Raw genomic sequence first — 22,074 nt, 5'->3', positions numbered from 1 at the left:
CCCGTGCTGACGCTTCACACCGCCGACGTCCTCCTGTCCGGGCCCGGCCGCACGCCGCTGCCCGCCGGGGCGGTCCTGGTCGAGGGCGACCGGATCGCCCGGGTGGGCCCGTACGAGGAGCTCGCCGCGGCCCGGCCGCACGCGCGGGTCCGGCGCTGGCCCGGGGTGCTCACCCCGGGGCTGCTGGTGCGCGGCGCCGACGTGCTGCTGGAGCGGACGTACTACCCCGACGACCCGTACGAGACCGCCGAGCTCGGGTCCGACCCGATCGGCGGCGCCGAGGCGCTCGACGCCCTCGGTCTGACCGAGTCCCGCTGGGGCAACAGCGCCCGCCGGGCCACGCAGAAGCTGCTGGCCCGCGGGGTGGTGGCGGTGGCCGGGAAGCTCACGGTCCCGGCGGTCCGCACGGCGGTGGTCCGCTCGGGGCTGACGCTCCTGCCGCCGGCGCCCGCCGCCGGGACCCCGTCACTGGACCCCTTCGCCGGCCGCGCGTCGGCCGAGGAGGCCTTCCACGGGGTACTCGACGAGGGCGCCCCGGCCCGCTTCGCGGTGTTCGCCGTGGCCGGTCCGGCGGAGCTCCTCGCGCAGGGCGCGACCACCTGCGTGGCCACGGTCACCGGCGGCCGCCTGCTCCACCGCCGCCGCTGAGGGGCTTGGGCCCCGCGGACTCACGGGCCAGGGCGGCCAGGAGGCAGGCCTGGAGGCGGCTGATGCCGCCCAGCTTCGCCCGTATGTTGTGGACGTGGAACTTGACGGTGCTGACGGACAGTTGCAGCTCGCCCGCGAGCTCCGCGTTCGAGGCGCCGGTCGCCAGGCACAGGAACACGGCCGACTCCTGCTCGGTGAGCCGGGCCCGCGGCCGTACCTCCTGTTCGCCGCGGGGCGGAAACCAGACGGGGACGCTGAAGCTGACGACGCGCACGGTTTCCACTCCTCGCCCCCGGCCGGGGACCGAGTGGTCAACTCGTCCGGCCCGTCGGATCTCTCTGCCCTATGGGACGGGTGGTCCTGACAGGTAGGTTCCATTTCCGTCGAACGGCCAGGCATTCGCCGTGCAGCCGAGCAGCCCCTTGATCTGCTGCATCATCGCCGGAGCGGGCTTTCCGGGGCCCGGGCAGGTCTCGTGGTCGCGGCCTATCTCGTGACCCACCTCGTGGTTGACGATCAGCGCGCGGTACTCCTCCACGGCCCCCTTGAACTGCGGTGATCCTTCCAGCCAGCGCTTGAGGTTCACGACGACGGTGTGGCCGGCCCGGCAGTTCGTCTCGCCGATGAGCTCGGGGGTTTCCACCTCGCACAGCCGGTCGGTGGTCGTGGGTGTGGCGATCTTCACGGTGAAGTCCACCGGCTGGCCGGCGCCGACGAGCTGGAAGCCGTACGCCGGGTCCTTGATCCAGCCGCGCGGGTCCCCGAGGATCTTCTCCACCGACTGCGCGGCGGCGTTCGCGTCGACCCCGCTGCCCTCCTCGACCTCGATCCGCCACTTGCGGGCGGGCCCCTTGCCCTGCGGCTGCCCCGAGCGGGAGGAGGCCGCGAAGGTGCCCGGGCCGGACTGGGGGGTCTTGCCCGCGGTCGGTCCGCCGCCGGGCTTGGAGGCGTCGGCGGAGGGTTCCCCGGATGCGGCGGACCCGGCGGAGGCCGAAGGGGGCGCGGTCGAGGCGGCGGGATCCCCGGCGGGCGTGCCGGAGGCGGCACCGGAGGCACCCGGGGGCGGCGCGGCCACGGAGTCGGAGGCGGAGGAGGCGTCGTCCAGCGGCACGACCGCGTACGCGGTCGCCGCGAGGGCGGCCACCGCGGCCGTTCCGAGGAGCGTGCGGTGGAGCCGCTTGCGCCGCTCGGCCCGCCGCTGCGCCCGGGCGCCGAGACGGGTACTTCGACCGTGACCGGTGGGATGGCCTGCCGGCATCGTGGAGCCCTTTGTTCGTGAATATCGTGTTTCGGTAGGCCTTGTTCAGGCCATGACGCCAGTCAACGCGGACGCGCGTGCCCCGCGTAACTGTCCATCGGGCCAGTTGTGCCCCCGGCGGTGGTGCCCGGCGCCGCCTGCGAGAATGGCCCGGTATCAGCCCACCCGTACCGCACCGCACCTGAGGGGCCAACGCCAGTGACCCGCGCTTCCCTGGACAAGCAGCCGCACGAAGTCGCCTCCATGTTCGACGGTGTGGCGGCGAACTACGATCTCACCAACGACGTCCTCTCCCTCGGGCAGGCCCGTCTGTGGCGCAAGGAGGTCGCCAAGGCGGTCGGCGCGCGCCCCGGGCACAAGGTGCTGGACCTGGCCGCCGGGACCGCGACCTCCTCGCTGCCGTTCGCCGCGACGGGCGCGTACGTCGTCCCCTGCGACTTCTCGCTCGGGATGCTCCGCGAGGGCAAGAAGCGGCACTCCTGGCTGCCCATGACCGCGGGCGACGCGACGAAGCTGCCGTTCAAGGACGACGTCTTCGACACGGTGACGATCTCCTTCGGGCTGCGCAACGTACAGGACACGGACGCGGGGCTGCGGGAGCTGTACCGGGTGACCAAGCCGGGCGGACAGGTCGTGATCTGCGAGTTCTCGCAGCCCACCTGGGGCCCCTTCCGGACGGTGTACACGGAGTACCTGATGCGCGCCCTGCCGCCCGTGGCCCGCGCGGTCTCCTCCAACCCGGACGCGTACGTGTACCTCGCCGAGTCGATCCGGGAGTGGCCGGACCAGCCGGCGCTGGCCGGCCTGCTGCAGAAGGCCGGCTGGTCGAAGGTGGCCTGGCGGAACCTGAGCGGCGGCATCGTGGCGCTGCACCGCGGCGTCAAGACGGCGTAGCGGGCCGTGGACTACCAGCCCCTCCTGGAGCAGATAGCGGCGGACGTCGCCCCCCTGGTGGGCCGCGGCACGCCCGCCGAGTACATCCCGGCGCTCGCGTCGGTGGACCCGGGACAGTTCGGGATGGCCGTCGCCGATCTCGCCGGGAACGTGTACGGGGTGGGGGACTGGCAGGTCCCGTTCTCGGCCCAGTCGATCACGAAGGTGTTCGCCCTGGCCCTGGCGCTGGCCGAGGGCGGCGACAGCCTGTGGGAGCGGGTCGGCCGGGAGCCGTCGGGCAACCCGTTCAACTCGCTGGTGCAGCTGGAGTACGAGAACGGCATTCCGCGCAATCCGTTCATCAACGCGGGCGCGCTGGTGGTCACGGACCGGCTGCAGACGCTGACGGGCGACGCGAGCAGCGAGCTGCTGAAGTTCCTCCGGGAGGAGAGCGGGAACCCGGAGCTGGGCTTCGACGCGGAGGTGGCGGCCTCGGAGCACGAGCACGGCGACCGCAACGCCGCGCTGGCGCACTTCATGGCCTCGTACGGGAACATCGACAACCCCGTGCCGACGCTGCTGGACCACTACTTCTGGCAGTGCTCGATCGAGATGAGCTGCGCCGATCTGGCGCGGGCGGCGCGCTTCCTGGCCCGGCACGGGCTGCGGACGGACGGGTCGCGGCTGCTGACCCGGAGCGAGGCGAAGCAGGTCAACGCGGTGATGCTGACCTGTGGGACGTACGACGCGGCAGGCGAGTTCGCGTACCGCGTCGGCCTCCCCGGCAAGAGCGGCGTGGGCGGCGGGATCGTGGCGGTCGTCCCGGGCGTGTGCACGCTGGCCGTCTGGTCACCGGGCCTCGACCCGCACGGCAACTCCGTCGCGGGCGTGGCCGCCCTGGACCGCTTCACGACCCTGACCGGCCTGTCCGTCTTCTGACGCGCCGCTCGCACGGCTCGGCCCCGGCGGGCCTCACCGGCTTCGCGGCGCTGCGCCGGACTCCGTCCGCCGGCCGGGAGCGGATCTCCGTGCGCGCCGGGGCTACCCCGCGGCCAGTACGAGCTCGTAGCGGCGGCCGTAACTGCGGCCGCCCGGGAGCAGGAAGCGGTCCGCCAGGGTCATGCCCAGGCGTTCCGCGACCGCGATCGAGCGGCGGTTCTCGTCGTTGATCATCGCCACCACCTGCCCGAGCCCCGCCGCCCGTACGCGCTCCAGCGTCGCCAGGGCCGCCGCGTACGCGTAGCCCTTGCCCCACGCGGAGCGGCCCAGGCGCCAGCCGATCTCGATCTCGCCGACCGGCCCCCACGCCTTCTCCTGCGGCCACGGCTGGGCGCCCGTGAAACCGATGACCGCGCCGTCGGCGTCCAGCAGCGTCCACAGGCAGAAGCCGAGCTGCGCGTCGTGCATCCGCTGGCGCGCCGTGAACTCCTCGTACAGGGACAGCTCGGCTGGGCCGCCGAGGAACTCCATGACGTCGGGGTCGTCGAAGAGCTCGTGCCAGGCCCGGGCGTCCTCGTCGGTCGGCACGCGCAGCCGGACGGTCGGGAGCGAGGCGGGCGAGGTGGGCGAAGCGGTCATCGGGGCAGCCCTTCGGTTCGTGATCTCTCTCGCTGCATAGACTGCACATGTCCCGTGCCGTTGGGCACCCCTTATCGAGCCTTCGGGAGACCCCGCAGTGACCGAGCCCCTCTCCGAACACTCCGCGGACGTGATCGTCGTCGGGGCCGGGCCCGCCGGCTCGACCACCGCCTACTACCTCGCCAAGGCCGGACTCGACGTCCTGCTCCTGGAGAAGACGGCGTTCCCGCGCGAGAAGGTCTGCGGCGACGGACTGACCCCGCGCGCCACCAAGCAGCTGGTGGCGATGGGCATCGACGTCTCCGAAGAGGCCGGCTGGCTCCGCAACAAGGGCCTGCGGATCATCGGCGGCGGCCAGCGCCTCCAGCTGGACTGGCCGGAACTCGCCTCCTTCCCGGACTACGGACTCGTCCGCAAGCGCGACGACTTCGACGAGACCCTGGCCCGCCAGGCCCAGAAGGCCGGCGCCCGCCTGTACGAGCGCTGCAACGTCGGCGAGCCCGTCCGCGATCCGCGCACCGGCCACATCACCGGCGTGCAGGCGAAGCTGGGCGAGGAGAAGACCCCGGTCACCTTCAGCGCCCCGCTCGTGGTCGCCGCCGACGGCAACTCCTCGCGGCTCTCGCTCGCGATGGGCCTGCACCGGCGCGAGGACCGCCCGATGGGCGTCGCCGTCCGTACGTACTTCACCTCGCCCCGGCACGACGACGACTACCTCGAGTCCTGGCTGGAGCTGTGGGACCGGCGCGGCGCGCAGGACCGGCTGCTGCCCGGCTACGGCTGGATCTTCGGCATGGGCGACGGCACGTCCAACGTCGGCCTCGGCATCCTCAACTCCTCCTCCGCCTTCCGGGAGCTGGACTGGCGCGAGGTCCTCAAGGCCTGGTGCGCGTCCATGCCGGAGGACTGGGGCTACACCCCCGAGAACATGACGCAGCCGATCCGCGGCGCGGCCCTGCCGATGGCCTTCAACCGGCAGCCGCACTACACCAAGGGCCTGCTGCTCGTCGGGGACGCGGGCGGCCTCGTCAACCCGTTCAACGGCGAGGGCATCGCGTATGCGATGGAATCCGGGCAGATCGCGGCCGACGTCATCGTGCAGGCGCACGCCCGGGCCACCCCGGCCCAGCGCGAGCTGGCGCTGCACAGCTACCCGAAGGTGCTCAAGGAGACGTACGGCGGCTACTACTCGCTGGGCCGCGCCTTCGTGAAGCTGATCGGCAACCCGAAGGTCATGAAGGTCGCCGCGCAGCGCGGCCTGACGCACCCGGTGCTCATGCGGTTCACGCTGAAGATGCTGGCCAACCTGACGGACCCGGCGGGCGGCGACGCGATGGACCGCATCATCAACGGCCTCTCGAAGGTGGCCCCCAAGGCCTGATGTTCCGGGGTCTCAGGGAGCGGGTCGGGCCGGTGTTCCACCGGTTCGGCCCGCTTCGTCCGTTCCGCCCCCGTACGCCGGCCGCTGCCGCGGGGCGTGGACCGTCCGTACGCAGCGGGCGACCAGTACGGCGCCCCAGAGCAGCAGCGTGAGGGCAACGGCCCAGCCGAGCCCCAGGATGACGGGATGTCCGGGTTTGTGCCAGGGGCGGGTGGTGTTCAGGAGCCAGCCGCCGACGGCGAGCAGGAAGAGCCCGGTGGCGGCGGGGACGGGGGTGGGGTCGGCGTCGTCGCCCTGTTCCTCGTACGCGTCGGTCATCACGGGTCCGCCACCTCCTGGCCTGAATCGGGTGCTGCCCACCCCATCCTCTCAGGGTGCCGGCGAACGCGGAAAGGGCCGGCACTCCGCCCCCGAGCGGGGGAGTGCCGGCCCTCGGGCCGTGCTGCGGGACGCGCCGGGACGTGCCGGGGCGCGCTGAGAGGGGCTCAGGAGCCCCTGGGGAGCCTCAGGGCGCCTCGGGAGACCTCGGGGTCCTCAGAGGACGCGGCGGGCGCCCGTCGGCGGGTCGTAGCTCAGCGAGCGCTCGACGACGCCCGTGCCGGAGTTCTGGGCGCCCACGAACTTGCCGCCGCCGACGTAGATGGCGACGTGGTAGGCGCTGCCGCTGGGGCCCCAGTACAGGATGTCGCCGGGCTGCAGGGCGCTCAGGGAGACCGAACGGCCCTTCGTGGACTGGTCCTGCGACACGCGCGGCAGGGAGATGCCGGCCTGGCGGTAGGCGGCCTGGACGAGGCCGGAGCAGTCGAACGAGCCGTTCGCGCCGGTGCCGCCGGTGACGTACGCCTTGCCGACCTGCGCGCGGGCGTAGTTGACGATCGCGGCGGCGGAGCCGGTCGCGGGGGCGGTGACGGTGCCCGAGCCCAGGTCGGAGCCCGAGTCCGACGCGGAGGCGTTCTGGAGCGTGTTGCGGGAGGAGCTGCGGGTGGCGCGCTCGGCGTCGGCCTTGCGGTCCGCCTCCTCCTTCGCCTTCTTCTCGGCGTCGGCCTTCTGGGCGTCTTCCTTGGCCTTCTTGGCCTCGGCGGCGGCGCCGGTGCGGGCCTGCTCCTCCTGCGTGCGCAGCTCACCGGTGACGGCGGCGGCGGCCGTGTTCTCGGCGGCGGTGGTGACGGCGGAGGAGACGTCGGCGGCCAGATCCAGGTTCAGGACCGGCATTTCGAGCGTCGTCTCGGTCACGGGCTCGGACGGGGACGCGCTCGCCGTGCCGGCCATCGCCAGGGTGCTGAGGACGCCACCGGCAACTCCGGCGCGGACCGCGAGCTTCGAGGCGCTGCGACGGGGCTTCCGGTGGCTGGGTATGTGAGCGGTGTGGGACATGAGGACAACCGCTATCAGGGGGTCCGGGTTCCCATCAAGAAACGTGGTCTGCGCCACAGTTGTCCGCGAACCGGGCTAACCGGGCGCGTCGCGCGTCTTATTGACGCCGTAACGGACGTATCGGACACGCCGTCACAAGGCTGTGATCAAGGGGTTTCCGCAATAAGTCCGAATTGATCCACGACCTACCATCACTGCGGACAGATGGCCAAGCCCCGTTTCGGAACCAAGAATTCGGTGTGGCGCAGGTCACAGAATCGTCTCACTGTGAGGGCGCTGTGGCCCGTCCGTGATCCGTCCGTGAACTTCCCGTGCGGTGGGCGCCGGCGCTCGTGAACGCGCGCACGCGCCGGGCACCCGTCCACTCCCGTCCTCGGAGCTCCCCCGGCCGGGCGACGGCGATTTCCTTTACCGTGCAAGGCTTGATCCCGCAAATTTGCCTGCACTCGACATCATTTGATAGGGACATCGGCCTTCTACCTGCGGTAACGCGGCCGGATGTCACCTTTGGTGATCATGTGGATGCTTCGCGTATGAAGATCACCACCTATCGGTCTTGATGATCGTTCGTCAGGTGGTGGAGATCACAAACTCGGTGTTGTTACCCGTGTCGCAGATCACAGAGGAGCGGGCATAAGATGCGCACCAGTCCGGCTTGTGAACTGCCTCACATGAGATCCCGTCGAGTTGGACGATCTTCGCGAGGCGGCCGGCACGGCGGTCCAACGGTCAAGGACGACTGGAAGGAGCGAGGAGCGTGAATGCGTACGCGCCCATCCTCGTGCTCGGCGCCCTCGGCGCAGGGTTTGCGATCTTCTCCGTGGTCATGGCCACGCTGATCGGCCCAAAACGGTACAACCGGGCGAAGCTCGAGGCGTACGAGTGCGGCATCGAGCCGACGCCCACGCCGGCCGGCGGCGGCCGCTTCCCCATCAAGTACTACCTGACGGCGATGCTCTTCATCGTCTTCGACATCGAAGTTGTCTTCCTCTACCCCTGGGCGGTCACCTTCGACTCCCTGGGGATCTTCGGGCTCGTCGAGATGCTGCTCTTCGTGCTCACCGTCTTCGTCGCCTACGCCTACGTGTGGCGCCGCGGCGGTCTGGAATGGGACTGAGGGGCTGAATTTCCCATGGGACTGGAAGAGAAGCTGCCGAGCGGCTTTCTGCTGACCACCGTCGAACAGGCCGCGGGCTGGGTGCGCAAGTCATCCGTGTTCCCCGCGACCTTCGGCCTGGCCTGCTGCGCCATCGAGATGATGACCACCGGAGCGGGCCGGTACGACCTGGCCCGCTTCGGCATGGAGGTCTTCCGCGGATCCCCGCGCCAGGCCGATCTGATGATCGTGGCCGGGCGGGTCAGCCAGAAGATGGCGCCGGTGCTGCGGCAGGTGTACGACCAGATGCCCGCTCCCAAATGGGTCATCTCCATGGGGGTTTGTGCATCTTCGGGCGGAATGTTCAACAACTACGCGATTGTCCAGGGCGTCGACCACATCGTCCCGGTGGACATCTACCTCCCCGGCTGCCCGCCGCGCCCCGAGATGCTGATGGACGCGATCCTCAAGCTCCACCAGAAGATCCAGGGCGGAAAGCTCGGCGTGAACCGGGAAGAGGCGGCGCGCGAGGCGGAGGCGGCGGCCCTCAAGGCCCTCCCCACGATCGAGATGAAGGGGCTGCTCCGGTGAGCGACGCGAGCGAGACCTCCCCGGCCACCGACGGCAACGGCAACGGGAACAACGTTCCTGCCCCGCGGGGTTCCGCCGGCGGCCCCGAGGTGATCGGCGTCCGCAAGGGCATGTTCGGCGCCCGGGGCGGCGGCGACACCAGCGGCTACGGCGGCCTCGTCCGCACCGTGGCCATGCCCGGCGAGAGCCACCGCCCCTACGGCTCCTACTTCGACGAGGTCGTCGACGAGCTCGAAGGGGCACTGGAGGAGCAGGAGCTGCTCCCGCAGAACGCCATCGAGAAGGTCGTCGTCGACCGGGGCGAGCTGACGCTCCACATCGCCCGCGAGCACCTCGTCCGCGTCGCGAAGACCCTGCGCGACGACCCGGCCCTGCGCTTCGAGCTCTGCACCGGCGTCAGCGGGGTCCACTTCCCCGACGACAAGAGCCGCGAGCTCCACGCCGTCTACCACCTGCGCTCGATCACCCACGGCCGGGTGGTGCGCCTGGAGGTCACGGCCCCGGACGCGGACCCGCACGTCCCGTCGCTCGTCTCCGTCTATCCGACGAACGACTGGCACGAGCGCGAGGCGTACGACTTCTTCGGCCTGGTCTTCGACGGGCACCCGGCGCTCACGCGGATCATGATGCCGGATGACTGGCAGGGCTTCCCGCAGCGCAAGGACTACCCGCTCGGCGGCATCCCCATCGAGTACAAGGGCGCCCAGATCCCGGCTCCCGACCAGCGGAGGTCGTACAGCTGATGAACGCCCAGAACGCATCGAACAACGCCTCCTCGGACCCCGCGGCCTCCCGGGAGACCACCGAAGGCACCGTCTACACCGTCACCGGCGGCGACTGGGACGAGATCGTCCAGTCCGCGGCGAAGGCCGACGACGAGCGGATCGTCGTCAACATGGGCCCGCAGCACCCGTCCACCCACGGCGTGCTCCGGCTGATCCTGGAGATCGACGGCGAGACCGTCACCGAGGCCCGCTGCGGCATCGGCTACCTGCACACCGGCATCGAGAAGAACCTCGAATTCCGGAACTGGACGCAGGGCACCACCTTCGTGACGCGCATGGACTACCTGACGCCGTTCTTCAACGAGACGGCGTACTGCCTCGGCGTCGAGAAGCTCCTCGGCATCACCGACCAGATCCCGGACCGGGCCACCGTCATCCGCGTCCTGCTGATGGAGCTCAACCGGCTCTCCTCCCACCTGGTGTGCATCGCCACCGGCGGAATGGAGCTGGGCGCGACCACGATCATGATCTACGGGTTCCGGGACCGCGAGCTGATCCTCGACATCTTCGAGCTGATCACGGGCCTGCGCATGAACCACGCGTTCGTCCGCCCCGGCGGTCTCGCCCAGGACCTGCCCCCGGGCGCCGTGGACCAGCTGCGCGACTTCCTCAAGATCATGAAGAAGAACCTGCCGGAGTACGACAAGCTCGCCACCGGCAACCCCATCTTCAAGGCCCGCATGCAGGACGTCGGCTACCTCGACCTCACCGGCTGCATGGCGCTCGGCGCCACCGGCCCGATCCTGCGCTCGGCCGGCCTGCCGCACGACCTGCGCAAGTCGGACCCGTACTGCGGGTACGAGACGTACGAGTTCGACGTGCCGACCACCGAGAGCTGCGACTCGTACGGGCGGTTCCTGATCCGCCTGGAGGAGATGCGCCAGTCCCTGCGGATCGTCGAGCAGTGCCTGGAACGGCTGGAGCCGGGCCCGGTCATGGTCGCCGACAAGAAGATCGCCTGGCCGGCGCAGCTCGCGATGGGCCCGGACGGCCTCGGCAACTCGCTCGACCACATCAAGAACATCATGGGCACCTCCATGGAGGCCCTCATCCACCACTTCAAGCTGGTGACCGAGGGCTTCCGGGTACCGGCCGGGCAGGCGTACGCGGCCGTCGAGTCGCCCAAGGGCGAGCTCGGGGTCCACGTCGTCTCCGACGGCGGCACCCGCCCCTACCGGGTCCACTTCCGCGACCCGTCCTTCACCAACCTGCAGGCCATGGCCGCGATGTGCGAGGGCGGCCAGGTCGCCGACGTCATCGTCGCCGTCGCCTCCATCGACCCCGTGATGGGAGGCGTCGACCGATGACAGCCAATCCGACCGGTCAAGGGGTGGGTCTGGGGATGCCCCAGCTTCCGGCCCCCGACTTCCCGGCCGACGTACGCGCCCGGCTCGAAGCGGACGCGAAGGAGGTCATCGCCCGCTACCCCGACAGCCGGTCCGCGCTGCTGCCGCTGCTGCACCTGACCCAGGCCGAGGAGGGCCACGTCTCGCGCACCGGCATCCGGTTCTGCGCCGAGGTGCTGGGCCTGACCACCGCCGAGGTCACCGCCGTGGCCACCTTCTACACGATGTACCGGCGCAAGGCCTCGGGCGACTACCAGGTCGGGGTCTGCACGAACACCCTGTGCGCGGTCATGGGCGGCGACGCGATCTTCGACGAGCTCAAGGAGCACCTCGGGGTCGGCAACAACGAGACCACCCCCGACGGCAAGGTCACGCTGGAGCACATCGAGTGCAACGCGGCCTGCGACTACGCCCCCGTGGTGATGGTCAACTGGGAGTTCTTCGACAACCAGACCCCCGAGTCCGCCAAGGCCATGGTCGACGACCTGATCGCCGGCCGGCCCGTCGCGCCGACCCGGGGCGCGCCGCTGTGCACGTACAAGGAGACGGCCCGGATCCTGGCCGGCTTCCCGGACGAGCGCGAGGGCGCGGTCGAGGCGAGCGGCGGCGCCGGCCCCGCCTCCCTGATCGGGCTGCGCATCGCGCGCGGCGAGACCCCGCAGCTCGGCAAGGTCGTGCACCCGCGTGGTGAGGCTTCTGCTGCCACCGAGGAGGGGGAGTGATGACGGTGACTGCCGAAATGCATGAGAACGGCGCCCCGGAGAAGCTGCTGGCGCCCGTGCTGTCGGCCTTCTGGGACGAGCCGCAGTCGTGGACGCTGGAGACCTACCGGCGGCACGAGGGGTACGAGGGCCTGCGCAAGGCGCTCGCGATGACCCCGGACGACCTCATCGCGTACGTGAAGGACTCCGGTCTGCGCGGCCGCGGCGGCGCGGGCTTCCCCACCGGAATGAAGTGGCAGTTCATCCCGCAGGGCGACGGAAAGCCGCACTACCTCGTCGTGAACGCGGACGAGTCGGAGCCGGGAACCTGCAAGGACATCCCCCTCCTCTTCGCCAACCCGCACTCCCTCATCGAGGGAATGATCATCGCCTGCTACGCGATCCGGTCGGAGCACGCCTTCATCTACCTGCGCGGCGAGGTCGTGCCGGTACTGCGGCGCCTGCACGAGGCGGTGCGCGAGGCGTACGAGGCCGGCTACCTCGGGGAGGACGTCCTCGGGAGCGGACTGAAGCTCGACATCACGGTGCACGCGGGAGCGGGCGCGTACATCTGCGGCGAGGAGACGGCACTCCTCGACTCCCTCGAAGGCCGGCGCGGCCAGCCCCGGCTGCGTCCCCCCTTCCCCGCCGTCGAGGGGCTCTACGCGTGCCCCACCGTCGTCAACAACGTGGAGTCGATCGCCTCGGTTCCCGCGATCCTGAACCGGGGCAAGGACTGGTTCAAGTCGATGGGGACCGAGAAGTCCCCCGGCTTCACCCTGTACTCGCTCTCCGGGCACGTCGCCGGCCCCGGCCAGTACGAGGCCCCGCTCGGCATCACCCTGCGCCAGCTCCTCGACATGAGCGGCGGGATGCGCCCCGGACACCGGCTGAAGTTCTGGACCCCGGGCGGCTCCTCCACCCCGATGTTCACGGACGAGCACCTGGACGTCCCGCTGGACTACGAGGGCGTCGGCGCGGCCGGCTCCATGCTCGGCACCAAGGCGCTGCAGTGCTTCGACGAGACGACCTGCGTGGTGCGTGCCGTCACCCGCTGGACCGAGTTCTACGCCCACGAGTCCTGCGGCAAGTGCACGCCCTGCCGCGAAGGCACCTACTGGCTGGTCCAGCTGCTGCGCGACATCGAGGCAGGCAAGGGCGTCATGTCGGACCTCGACAAGCTGAACGACATCGCCGACAACATCAACGGCAAGTCGTTCTGCGCGCTCGGCGACGGCGCCGCCAGCCCGATCTTCTCCTCGCTCAAGTACTTCCGCGAGGAGTACGAGCAGCACATCACGGGCAAGGGCTGCCCCTTCGACCCCAGGAAGTCGACCCTCTGGGCTGACACGGAGGTGAACGCATGACCGTCACCACTAATGCTCCGACCGGTGGCGGAGAGGCCGCCGTCCCGCCCGAGGACCTGATCTCCCTGACCATCGACGGCATCGAACTGTCGGTGCCCAAGGGGACCCTGGTCATCCGGGCCGCCGAGCAGATCGGCATCGAGATCCCCCGGTTCTGCGACCACCCCCTCCTCGACCCGGTCGGCGCCTGCCGCCAGTGCATCGTCGAGGTCGAGGGCCAGCGCAAGCCGATGGCCTCCTGCACCATCACCTGCACCGACGGCATGGTCGTCAAGACGCAGCTGACCTCCCCGGTCGCCGAGAAGTCCCAGCGCGGGGTGATGGAGCTGCTGCTCATCAACCACCCGCTGGACTGCCCGGTCTGCGACAAGGGCGGCGAGTGCCCGCTGCAGAACCAGGCGATGTCCCACGGGCAGAGCGACTCGCGTTTCGAGGGCAAGAAGCGCACGTACGAGAAGCCGGTCCCGATCTCCACGCAGGTGCTGCTGGACCGCGAGCGGTGCGTGCTGTGCGCGCGCTGCACCCGCTTCTCCACACAGGTCGCGGGCGACCCGATGATCGAGCTCCTGGAGCGCGGCGCCCTCCAGCAGGTCGGCATCGGCGAGGGCGACCCCTTCGAGTCCTACTTCTCCGGCAACACCATCCAGATCTGCCCCGTCGGCGCCCTCACCTCGGCCGCCTACCGGTTCCGCTCCCGCCCGTTCGACCTCGTCTCCTCCCCGAGCGTGTGCGAGCACTGCGCGGGCGGCTGCGCGACCCGGACCGACCACCGCCGCGGCAAGGTGCTGCGCCGGATGGCCGCCGAGGACCCCGAGGTCAACGAGGAGTGGATCTGCGACAAGGGCCGCTTCGGGTTCCGCTACGCACAGCGCCCCGACCGGCTCACCACCCCGCTGGTGCGCGGCACGGACGGGGTACTCGCCCCGGCGAGCTGGCCCGAGGCCCTGGAGGCCGCGGCCGCCGGGCTCGCCGCGGCGCGCGGCCGGGCCGGCGTCCTGACCGGCGGACGGCTCACCGTGGAGGACGCGTACGCGTACGCCAAGTTCGCCCGGGTCGTCCTCGACACCAACGACATCGACTTCCGGGCCCGGATCCACAGCGCGGAGGAGGCCGACTTCCTGGCCGCCACCGTGGCCGGCACCGGCAAGGACCTCGACGGCAGCGGTGTCACGTACGCGAAGCTGGAGGCGGCCCCCGCCGTCCTGCTCGCCGGCATCGAGTCCGAGGAGGAGGCCCCCGGCGTCTTCCTGCGGCTGCGCAAGGCCCACCGCAAGCACAAGCAGCGGACCTTCGCCCTCGCCCCGTTCGCCACCCGCGGCCTGGAGAAGGCGGGCGGCACCCTGCTGGCCGCCGCCCCCGGCACCGAGCCCGAATGGCTCGCCGCGCTGGCGTCCCGTACGGGCCTGGAGGCCGGCGGGGCCGGTGCCGCCGAGGCGCTGCGCCAGGCCGGCGCGGTCATCGTCGTCGGCGAGCGGCTGGCCGGCGTGCCCGGCGCGCTGACCGCCGCCGTACGCGCCGCGGCCGCGACCGGCGCGCAGCTCGTGTGGATCCCGCGCCGGGCCGGGGAGCGGGCCGCCGTCGAGGCGGGCGCGCTGCCCTCGCTGCTGCCGGGGGCCCGCCCGGCCACCGACCCGCGGGCCCGCGACGAGGTCGCCACCGCCTGGGGTCTGGACGAACTCCCGCACCGCTACGGCCGAGACACCGGCCAGATCGTCGAGGCCGCCGCCGGGCGGGAGCTCTCCGCCCTGCTGGTCGCGGGCGTCGAGATCGCCGACCTGCCGGACCCGGAGCGGGCACTGGTCGCCCTGAAGGAGGCCTTCGTGGTCTCGCTGGAACTGCGGCCCGGCCAGGTCACGGACCACGCGGACGTGGTCTTCCCGGTCGCCGCCGTCGCCGAGAAGGCCGGCGCGTTCATCAACTGGGAGGGCAGGGTCCGGCCGTTCGAGGCCGCGCTCAAGCCCGACCAGATGACCCGCCGGCTCGCCCCCGCCGACGCCCGCGTGCTGCACATGCTGGCCGACGCGGCCGACCGGCCCATCGCGCTGCCCGACGTGCACGCCGTACGCCGCGAGCTCGACGCGCTCGGCCCGTGGACCGGAGAGCGCGCGGCCGAGCACTCCGCGGACACCGCGCCGCTGCCCCGCCCCGGAGCGGGCGAGGCGGTCCTCGCGGGCCACCGCCTCCTGCTCGACCTGGGCCGGCTCCAGGAGGGCGACGACGCCCTGGCCGGCACCCGGCACGAGGCGAGCGCCCGGCTGTCGGCCGCTACGGCCGCCGAGACCGGCGTCAAGGACGGCGACGTCCTCGCGGTGACCGGCCCGGCCGGCTCCGCGGAACTCCCCCTGCGGATCACCGAGATGCCCGACCGGGTGGTCTGGCTCCCGCTGAACTCCACCGGGCACGGCGTCCTCGCCGACACCGGGGCCCACCCGGGCACCCTCGTACGGATCGGCCCGGCGACCCCGGCCGACAGCAGCGGCACCCCTGCGGAGGTGGGCGCGTGAACGCGGTACAGCTCGCGGCCGAGGACCTCTCCCTGCTCGGCAGGGACGTCTGGTGGCTGGTCGTCGTCAAGGCGGTGTTCTGCTTCGCCTTCCTGATGGTGACCGTGCTCTTCTCCATCGTGTGGGAGCGCAAGGTCGTCGCCTGGATGCAGCTGCGCATCGGCCCCAACCGGCACGGCCCCTGGGGCATGCTCCAGTCGCTCGCCGACGGCGTGAAGCTGATGCTCAAGGAAGACATCATCGTCAAGCGGGCCGACAAGGTGGTGTACGTCCTGGCCCCGATCATCGCGGCGATCCCGGCCTTCATGGCCATCGCGGTGATCCCGTTCGGCCCGGCGGACGACGAGGTCTCGATCTTCGGCCAGCGCACCACGATGCAGCTGACCGACCTGCCGATCGCGATGCTCTACATCCTCGCGGTCGCCTCGGTCGGCATCTACGGCATCGTCCTGGCCGGCTGGTCCTCGGGCTCCACGTACCCGCTGCTCGGCGGCCTGCGCTCCTGCGCGCAGATGATCTCGTACGAGATCGCGATGGGCGCGGCCTTCGCCTCCGTCTTCCTCTACTCCGGGTCGATGTCGACCTCGGCGATCGTGGAGGCGCAGGCGGACCGCTGGTACATCGTGCTGCTGCCGGTCTCGTTCATCATCTACGTCATCACGATGGTCGGCGAGACGAACCGCGCGCCGTTCGACATGCCGGAGTCCGAGGGCGACCTCGTCGGCGGCTTCAACACCGAGTACTCCTCCATCAAGTTCGCGCTGTTCATGCTGGCCGAGTACGTCAACATGGTCACCGTCTCGGCGGTCTCGGTCACCCTCTTCCTGGGCGGCTGGCGGGCCCCGTACCCGATCAGCCACTTCTGGGAGGGCGCGAACCACGGCTGGTGGCCGATGCTCTGGTTCGTCATCAAGGTCCAGCTGCTGCTGTTCTTCTTCATCTGGCTGCGCGGCACGCTGCCCCGCGTCCGCTACGACCAGCTGATGAAGCTCGGCTGGAAGGTCCTGATCCCGGTCTCCGTGGTCTGGCTGATGCTGGTCGCGACCGTCAGGGCGCTGCGCAACGAGAGCTACGACTTCTCGGAGATCGTCCTGTACGTCGGCGGCGCGGTCGTCGCGATCCTGCTGCTGTCCTTCGTCGCGGACCTCTTCCGCGACCGGAAGGAGAAGGCCTCCGCCGAGCGGGCCGGCGAGGCCGCCGGGGCCGAGCCCTTCGACCCGCTGGCGGGCGGGTTCCCCGTACCGCCCAAGCCCGGCCAGCACCTGGCACCCGTACCGCGCAGGCGGCCTCGCAGCGAGCGGGAGCTGATCGTCAGTGGCGGGACGAATACCGACAGTGACCGAGAGGAGGGTGCTGAGAATGTCTGACAAGTCTGATGCCGAGCAGGGCGAGAAGTGGCAGAACCCGGTGGCCGGCTTCGGCGTGACCTTCAAGGCCATGTTCAAGAAGCGCCTCACCGAGCAGTACCCGGAGCAGCAGAAGACCACCGCCCCGCGCTTCCACGGACGCCACCAGCTGAACCGGCACCCGGACGGCCTGGAGAAGTGCATCGGCTGCGAGCTGTGCGCCTGGGCCTGCCCCGCCGACGCCATCTACGTGGAGGGCGCGGACAACACCGAGGAGGAGCGCTACTCCCCGGGTGAGCGGTACGGGCGGGTCTACCAGATCAACTACGCCCGCTGCATCCTGTGCGGGCTGTGCATCGAGGCCTGCCCGACGCGGGCGCTGACGATGACGAACGAGTTCGAACTGGCCGACGCCAGCCGCGAATCGCTCATCTACACCAAGGAGCAGCTGCTCGCCGGTCTGACCGAGGGCATGGTGGAGTCTCCGCACTCGATCTTCCCGGGCACGGACGAGCAGGACTACTACCGCGGACTGGTGACGGGGGCGGCCCCCGGGACGGTGCGGCAGGTGGCCGTCTCCAAGGGCGAGACCGCGGCCGATGCCGAGGAGGTGCAGGCATGAGCGCCCTCGCGGCCGCCACCTCGACCTCCACGGGCGAGGCGGTCCAGTTCTGGGTCCTCGGCACCGTCGCCGTCATCGGCGCGCTGTCCACGATCCTGATGAAGAAGGCCGTGCACAGCGCGCTGAGCCTGGCCGGGACGATGATCATCCTGGCGGTCTTCTACCTCGCCAACGGGGCGTACTTCCTGGGCGTGGTCCAGGTCATCGTCTACACCGGCGCGATCATGATGCTCTTCCTCTTCGTGGTCATGCTCGTCGGCGTCACCGCCGCCGACTCGCTGAAGGAGACGCTCAAGGGGCAGCGCTGGCTGGCCGTCCTGTGCGGGCTCGGCTTCGGCGTCCTGCTGATCGCCGGCATCGCCAACGCCAAGCTCACCCACTTCAACGGGCTCGGACGGGTCAACTCCGCCGGGCACGTGGAGGGGCTGGCCACGCTGATCTTCACCAAGTACGTGTTCGCCTTCGAGATCACCGGCGCGCTGCTGATCACGGCCGCCGTCGGCGCGATGGTCCTCACCCACCGCGAGCGCACCGAGCGGGCCGCCACCCAGCGCGAGCTCGCCGAGCGGCGCGTGCGCGAGGGCGTCCAGCTCCCGCCGCTGCCCGCGCCCGGCGTCTACGCCCGGCACAACGCGGTGGACGTCGCCGGCCTGCTGCCGGACGGCACCCCGTCCGAGCTGACCGTCAACAAGACGCTGCGCGCCCGCGGCCAGATCCGGGACGTGTCCAGCGAGGCGCTGAACGACCTGAAGGCGCTGGAGCAGGCCTCGGCGGAGCGCCTCGGCCGCGAGGAGGCATCGAAGTGAATCCGGTCAACTACCTGTACCTGGCCGCCCTGCTGTTCACCATCGGCGCGGCCGGCGTGCTCATCCGGAAGAACGCGATCGTGCTGTTCATGTGCGTCGAGCTGATGCTCAACGCCTGCAACCTCGCGTTCGTCGCCTTCTCCCGGATGCACGGCAACCTCGACGGCCAGATCATCGCCTTCTTCACGATGGTCGTCGCCGCCGCGGAGGTCGTGGTGGGCCTCGCGATCATCGTGTCGCTGTTCCGGACCCGCCACTCGGCCTCGGTCGACGACGCCAGCCTGATGAAGCTGTAAGGGGCGCTCACAGTGGAGAATCTGATTGGGCTGCTGATCGCGGCGCCCCTGTTCGGAGCGGTGGTGCTGCTCCTCGGCGGCCGGCGCCTCGACAAGGCCGGGCACTGGCTCGGCACCCTGTTCGCCGCCGCCTCCTTCGGGATCGGCGTGGTCCTCTTCGCCGACCTGCTCGGGCGCGGCGCCGAGGACCGGACCCTGTACGAGAAGCTGTACACCTGGATCCCCGTCGAGGGCTTCCAGGCGGACGTGGCCTTCCAGCTCGACCAGCTGTCGATGACCTTCGTCCTGCTGATCACCGGGGTCGGCACGCTCATCCACATCTACTCCATCGGGTACATGGAGCACGACGAGCGCCGCCGCCGCTTCTTCGGCTACCTCAACCTGTTCCTCGCGGCGATGCTGCTGCTGGTCCTCGCCGACAACTACCTGCTGCTGTACGTCGGGTGGGAGGGCGTCGGCCTCGCCTCGTACCTGCTCATCGGCTTCTGGCAGCACAAGCCCAGCGCGGCGACCGCCGCGAAGAAGGCCTTCCTGGTCAACCGGGTCGGCGACATGGGCCTGTCGATCGCGATCATGCTGCTGTTCACCACCTTCGGGACCTTCGCCTTCGGGCCGGTGTTCGCCTCCGTGGGGAACGCGACCGAGGGCAAGCTGACGGCGATCGCCCTGATGCTGCTGCTCGCCGCCTGCGGCAAGTCGGCCCAGGTGCCGCTCCAGTCCTGGCTCGGGGACGCGATGGAGGGCCCGACCCCGGTCTCGGCCCTGATCCACGCGGCGACGATGGTGACGGCGGGCGTGTACCTGATCGTCCGCTCGGCCGCCGTCTTCAACGGGGCGCCGGACGCCCAGCTGGTGGTCACCATCGTGGGCGCGGTCACGCTGATCTTCGGTGCGATCGTCGGTTGCGCGAAGGACGACATCAAGAAGGCCCTCGCCGGGTCGACGATGTCGCAGATCGGGTACATGATCCTGGCCGCGGGCCTCGGCCCGATCGGGTACGTCTTCGCGATCATGCACCTGGTGACGCACGGCTTCTTCAAGGCGGGCCTCTTCCTCGGCGCGGGTTCCGTGATGCACGGGATGAACGACGAGGTGGACATGCGCAAGTACGGCGCACTGCGGAAGTTCATGCCGGTCACCTTCGTCACCTTCGGCCTCGGCTACCTGGCGATCATCGGCTTCCCGGGTCTGTCCGGCTTCTTCTCCAAGGACATGATCATCGAGGCGGCCTTCGCCAAGGGCGGTACCCAGGGCTGGATCCTCGGCGGGGTCGCCCTGCTGGGCGCCGGCATCACCGCCTTCTACATGACCCGGGTCATGCTCCTCACCTTCTTCGGCGAGAAGCGCTGGCAGCCGGATGCGGCGGGGCACGAACCGCACCCGCACGAGTCGCCGAAGTCCATGACCGTCCCGATGGTCGTCCTGGCGTTCGGATCCGTGTTCGCCGGTGCGTTCTTCGAGATCGGCGAGCGCTTCCTGAAGTGGCTGGAGCCCGTCACCGGCTACGAGCACGGCAACTCGCCGGTCAGCGCCATGACGGTGACCGCGTCCACCATGGTCGTCCTGGTCGTCGGCGTCGGCATCGCCTGGTCGATGTACGGCCGCAGGCCCGTCCCGGTGGTCGCCCCGCGCGGCTCGCTCCTCACGCGGGCGGCCCGGCGGGACCTGCTCCAGGACGACTTCAACCACGTCGTGCTGGTGCGCGGCGGGGAGCACCTGACCCGCTCGCTCGTGTACGTCGACCACAGCCTGGTCGACGGGGCGGTCAACGGGACGGCCGCCGCGGTCGGCGGGGCCTCGGGCCGGCTGCGCAAGCTGCAGAACGGCTACGCCCGCAGCTACGCGGTCTCGATGTTCGGGGGCACGGCGATCCTCATCGCCGCGACCCTGCTGATGAGGGCGGTGTGAGATGAGTTTCCCGCTTCTTACGGTGACGGCCGCGGTCCCCGCGGTCGGCGCCGTCCTGACGGCGGCCGTCCCGGCCGCCCGCAGGACCGCCGCCAAGTGGCTGGCGCTGCTCTTCTCGCTGGCGACACTGGCGCTGGCCGTGCTCGTCGCGGTCCGCTTCGAGCCCGGTGGAGCCCGCTACCAGCTCACCGAATCGCACGCCTGGATCGCCGACTTCGGCGTCCGCTACGAACTGGGCGTCGACGGCATCGGGGTGGCGCTGATCGCGCTCACCGCGCTGCTGATCCCCTTCGTGATCGCGGCCGGCTGGAACGACGCCGACCCGCTGGAAACGCAGTCCACGCGCTGGCGGCCGACACAGGGCTTCTTCGCCCTGATCCTGATGGTCGAGGCGATGGTGATCATCTCCTTCGAGGCCACCGACGTCTTCCTCTTCTACATCTTCTTCGAAGCCATGCTCATCCCGATGTACTTCCTCATCGGCGGCTTCGGGGACCGGGCGCACGCGGGCTCCGAGGAGAACGCGGCCGCGCAGCGCTCGTACGCGGCGGTCAAGTTCCTCCTCTACAACCTGGTCGGCGGCCTGATCATGCTGGCCGCAGTCATCGGCCTGTACGTGGTCGCCGGGAACTTCTCGCTCCAGGAGATCACCGCCGCCCGCGCCGCGGGCACGCTCGACATGGCGACCAACACCGAGAGGCTGCTGTTCCTCGGCTTCTTCTTCGCCTTCGCGGTGAAGGCCCCGCTGTGGCCGCTGCACACCTGGCTGCCGAACGCGATGGGCGAGGCCACCGCCCCGGTCGCCGTCCTGATCACCGCGGTCGTCGACAAGGTCGGCACCTTCGCGATGCTCCGCTTCTGCCTCGGGCTGTTCCCCGACGCCAGCAAGTGGGCCACGCCGGCGATCCTCGTCCTGGCGCTGATCAGCATCGTCTACGGCGCGCTGGTCGCGGTCGGGCAGCGGGACATCAAGCGCCTGGTCGCGTACGCCTCGATCTCCCACTTCGGGTTCATCATCATGGGCATCTTCGCGATGACCTCCCAGGGGCAGTCGGGCGCGACGCTCTACATGGTCAACCACGGGATTTCGACGGCCGCCCTGATGCTGGTCGCCGGCTTCCTGATCTCGCGCCGCGGCTCCCGGCTCATCGCCGACTACGGTGGTGTGCAGAAGGTGGCCCCGGTGCTGGCCGGCACCTTCCTGATCGGCGGTCTCGCCACCCTGTCGCTGCCGGGCCTCGCGCCCTTCGTCAGCGAATTCCTGGTCCTGGTCGGAACGTTCGCCCGGTACCCCGTCATCGGCATCATCGCCACCATCGGCATCGTGCTGGCCGCGCTCTACACCCTGGTGCTCTACCAACGCACGATGACCGGCCCCGTGAAGGACGAGGTCCGCACCATGCCGGACCTGCGCCTGCGCGAGGTCCTGGTGGTCGCCCCGCTCATCGTGCTGCTGATCGGGCTGGGCGTGTACCCGAAGCCGCTCACCCAGATCGTCAACCCGGCGGTGGAGCACACCTTGTCCGACGTACACCAGAAGGATCCGAAGCCACAGGTGGCCGTCGAGGCCAAGAACGGGGAGGCGGCGAAGTGA

Annotated in this window: 22 protein-coding genes; 17 read left to right on the top strand and 5 right to left on the bottom strand. The window is 70.5% G+C overall.

What is annotated here, in order from left to right:
• Nucleotides 1-3: 3 nt before the first annotated feature.
• Nucleotides 4-648: a hypothetical protein gene (locus ACFY1T_RS03990; RefSeq protein ID WP_390786818.1), complete on the top strand. Its 645-nt coding sequence runs from the start codon at nt 4-6 to the stop codon at nt 646-648.
• On the opposite strand, the gene ACFY1T_RS03985 is transcribed toward ACFY1T_RS03990, so the two are convergent.
• Both ACFY1T_RS03985 and ACFY1T_RS03980 read right to left on the bottom strand, forming a co-directional pair.
• Nucleotides 614-922 carry a response regulator transcription factor gene (locus ACFY1T_RS03985; protein ID WP_390786817.1) on the bottom strand — a complete coding sequence of 103 codons (309 nt, stop codon included), beginning with the start codon at nt 920-922 and terminating at the stop codon, nt 614-616. The genes ACFY1T_RS03990 and ACFY1T_RS03985 overlap by 35 nt on opposite strands.
• Before the next feature lie 69 nt (nt 923-991).
• Entirely contained in the window at nt 992-1,906 is a 915-nt protein-coding gene (locus ACFY1T_RS03980; protein ID WP_390786816.1) for a DUF3152 domain-containing protein, read from the bottom strand.
• Between the two features lie 198 nt (nt 1,907-2,104).
• Between ACFY1T_RS03980 and ACFY1T_RS03975 the strand changes: the two genes are divergently transcribed.
• Both ACFY1T_RS03975 and ACFY1T_RS03970 read left to right on the top strand, forming a co-directional pair.
• Nucleotides 2,105-2,800 (top strand): demethylmenaquinone methyltransferase, encoded by a 696-nt coding sequence (locus ACFY1T_RS03975; protein ID WP_390786815.1) that lies wholly within the window; start codon nt 2,105-2,107, stop codon nt 2,798-2,800.
• 6 nt (nt 2,801-2,806) lie between these two features.
• Nucleotides 2,807-3,718, top strand: a complete 912-nt coding sequence (locus ACFY1T_RS03970) for a glutaminase (RefSeq protein ID WP_390786814.1) — start codon at nt 2,807-2,809, stop codon at nt 3,716-3,718.
• Between the two features lie 102 nt (nt 3,719-3,820).
• Here ACFY1T_RS03970 and ACFY1T_RS03965 read toward each other — a convergent pair whose 3' ends face one another.
• Nucleotides 3,821-4,357, bottom strand: coding sequence for a GNAT family N-acetyltransferase (locus tag ACFY1T_RS03965; protein WP_390786813.1), 537 nt, complete (start codon nt 4,355-4,357; stop codon nt 3,821-3,823).
• 97 nt (nt 4,358-4,454) lie between these two features.
• Between ACFY1T_RS03965 and ACFY1T_RS03960 the strand changes: the two genes are divergently transcribed.
• Complete coding sequence (locus tag ACFY1T_RS03960) at nt 4,455-5,738, top strand: geranylgeranyl reductase family protein (RefSeq protein ID WP_030162011.1); 1,284 nt, start codon at nt 4,455-4,457, stop codon at nt 5,736-5,738.
• 12 nt (nt 5,739-5,750) lie between these two features.
• Here ACFY1T_RS03960 and ACFY1T_RS03955 read toward each other — a convergent pair whose 3' ends face one another.
• Both ACFY1T_RS03955 and ACFY1T_RS03950 read right to left on the bottom strand, forming a co-directional pair.
• Nucleotides 5,751-6,056, bottom strand: coding sequence for a DUF3995 domain-containing protein (locus ACFY1T_RS03955; RefSeq protein ID WP_030864671.1), 306 nt, complete (start codon nt 6,054-6,056; stop codon nt 5,751-5,753).
• Between the two features lie 216 nt (nt 6,057-6,272).
• Complete coding sequence (locus ACFY1T_RS03950; protein WP_390786812.1) at nt 6,273-7,112, bottom strand: C40 family peptidase; 840 nt, start codon at nt 7,110-7,112, stop codon at nt 6,273-6,275.
• A gap of 757 nt (nt 7,113-7,869) precedes the next feature.
• On the opposite strand from ACFY1T_RS03950, the gene ACFY1T_RS03945 reads away from it, so the two are divergent.
• From ACFY1T_RS03945 to ACFY1T_RS03885, 13 genes are read left to right on the top strand one after another with little or no spacing between them, the layout of a single operon-like run.
• Entirely contained in the window at nt 7,870-8,229 is a 360-nt protein-coding gene (locus ACFY1T_RS03945) for an NADH-quinone oxidoreductase subunit A (RefSeq protein ID WP_030028256.1), read from the top strand.
• Nucleotides 8,230-8,244: 15 nt separating this feature from the next.
• Nucleotides 8,245-8,799 carry an NADH-quinone oxidoreductase subunit B family protein gene (locus tag ACFY1T_RS03940; RefSeq protein WP_030028258.1) on the top strand — a complete coding sequence of 185 codons (555 nt, stop codon included), beginning with the start codon at nt 8,245-8,247 and terminating at the stop codon, nt 8,797-8,799.
• Nucleotides 8,796-9,542 (top strand): NADH-quinone oxidoreductase subunit C, encoded by a 747-nt coding sequence (locus ACFY1T_RS03935; protein ID WP_390786811.1) that lies wholly within the window; start codon nt 8,796-8,798, stop codon nt 9,540-9,542. Before ACFY1T_RS03940 ends, ACFY1T_RS03935 begins: the two co-directional genes overlap by 4 nt.
• Nucleotides 9,542-10,891: an NADH-quinone oxidoreductase subunit D gene (locus ACFY1T_RS03930; RefSeq protein WP_030864679.1), complete on the top strand. Its 1,350-nt coding sequence runs from the start codon at nt 9,542-9,544 to the stop codon at nt 10,889-10,891. The genes ACFY1T_RS03935 and ACFY1T_RS03930 overlap by 1 nt, the downstream gene beginning before the upstream one ends.
• Nucleotides 10,888-11,652, top strand: a complete 765-nt coding sequence (nuoE, locus tag ACFY1T_RS03925) for an NADH-quinone oxidoreductase subunit NuoE (RefSeq protein WP_390786810.1) — start codon at nt 10,888-10,890, stop codon at nt 11,650-11,652. The genes ACFY1T_RS03930 and nuoE overlap by 4 nt, the downstream gene beginning before the upstream one ends.
• Nucleotides 11,652-12,998 (top strand): NADH-quinone oxidoreductase subunit NuoF, encoded by a 1,347-nt coding sequence (nuoF, locus tag ACFY1T_RS03920; protein ID WP_390786809.1) that lies wholly within the window; start codon nt 11,652-11,654, stop codon nt 12,996-12,998. Before nuoE ends, nuoF begins: the two co-directional genes overlap by 1 nt.
• Complete coding sequence (locus tag ACFY1T_RS03915) at nt 12,995-15,502, top strand: NADH-quinone oxidoreductase subunit G (RefSeq protein ID WP_390786808.1); 2,508 nt, start codon at nt 12,995-12,997, stop codon at nt 15,500-15,502. Before nuoF ends, ACFY1T_RS03915 begins: the two co-directional genes overlap by 4 nt.
• Nucleotides 15,499-16,869 (top strand): NADH-quinone oxidoreductase subunit NuoH, encoded by a 1,371-nt coding sequence (nuoH, locus tag ACFY1T_RS03910; RefSeq protein WP_390786807.1) that lies wholly within the window; start codon nt 15,499-15,501, stop codon nt 16,867-16,869. The genes ACFY1T_RS03915 and nuoH overlap by 4 nt, the downstream gene beginning before the upstream one ends.
• Nucleotides 16,862-17,470 carry an NADH-quinone oxidoreductase subunit NuoI gene (gene nuoI / locus ACFY1T_RS03905; RefSeq protein WP_229337095.1) on the top strand — a complete coding sequence of 203 codons (609 nt, stop codon included), beginning with the start codon at nt 16,862-16,864 and terminating at the stop codon, nt 17,468-17,470. The genes nuoH and nuoI overlap by 8 nt, the downstream gene beginning before the upstream one ends.
• The gene (locus ACFY1T_RS03900) at nt 17,467-18,276 is read left to right on the top strand and encodes an NADH-quinone oxidoreductase subunit J (protein WP_030864695.1); all 810 of its coding nucleotides are present in this window, start codon (nt 17,467-17,469) and stop codon (nt 18,274-18,276) included. Before nuoI ends, ACFY1T_RS03900 begins: the two co-directional genes overlap by 4 nt.
• Nucleotides 18,273-18,572 carry an NADH-quinone oxidoreductase subunit NuoK gene (gene nuoK / locus ACFY1T_RS03895; protein WP_030864698.1) on the top strand — a complete coding sequence of 100 codons (300 nt, stop codon included), beginning with the start codon at nt 18,273-18,275 and terminating at the stop codon, nt 18,570-18,572. Before ACFY1T_RS03900 ends, nuoK begins: the two co-directional genes overlap by 4 nt.
• Nucleotides 18,573-18,584: 12 nt before the next feature.
• Nucleotides 18,585-20,480 carry an NADH-quinone oxidoreductase subunit L gene (gene nuoL, locus ACFY1T_RS03890; protein WP_390786806.1) on the top strand — a complete coding sequence of 632 codons (1,896 nt, stop codon included), beginning with the start codon at nt 18,585-18,587 and terminating at the stop codon, nt 20,478-20,480.
• A gap of 1 nt (nt 20,481) precedes the next feature.
• Nucleotides 20,482-22,074, top strand: coding sequence for an NADH-quinone oxidoreductase subunit M (locus tag ACFY1T_RS03885; RefSeq protein WP_390786805.1), 1,593 nt, complete (start codon nt 20,482-20,484; stop codon nt 22,072-22,074).

This window comes from Streptomyces sp. NPDC001194 (assembly GCF_042896985.1).
GTDB lineage: Bacteria > Actinomycetota > Actinomycetes > Streptomycetales > Streptomycetaceae > Streptomyces.
This window is presented reverse-complemented; position numbering and strand designations above follow the sequence as displayed.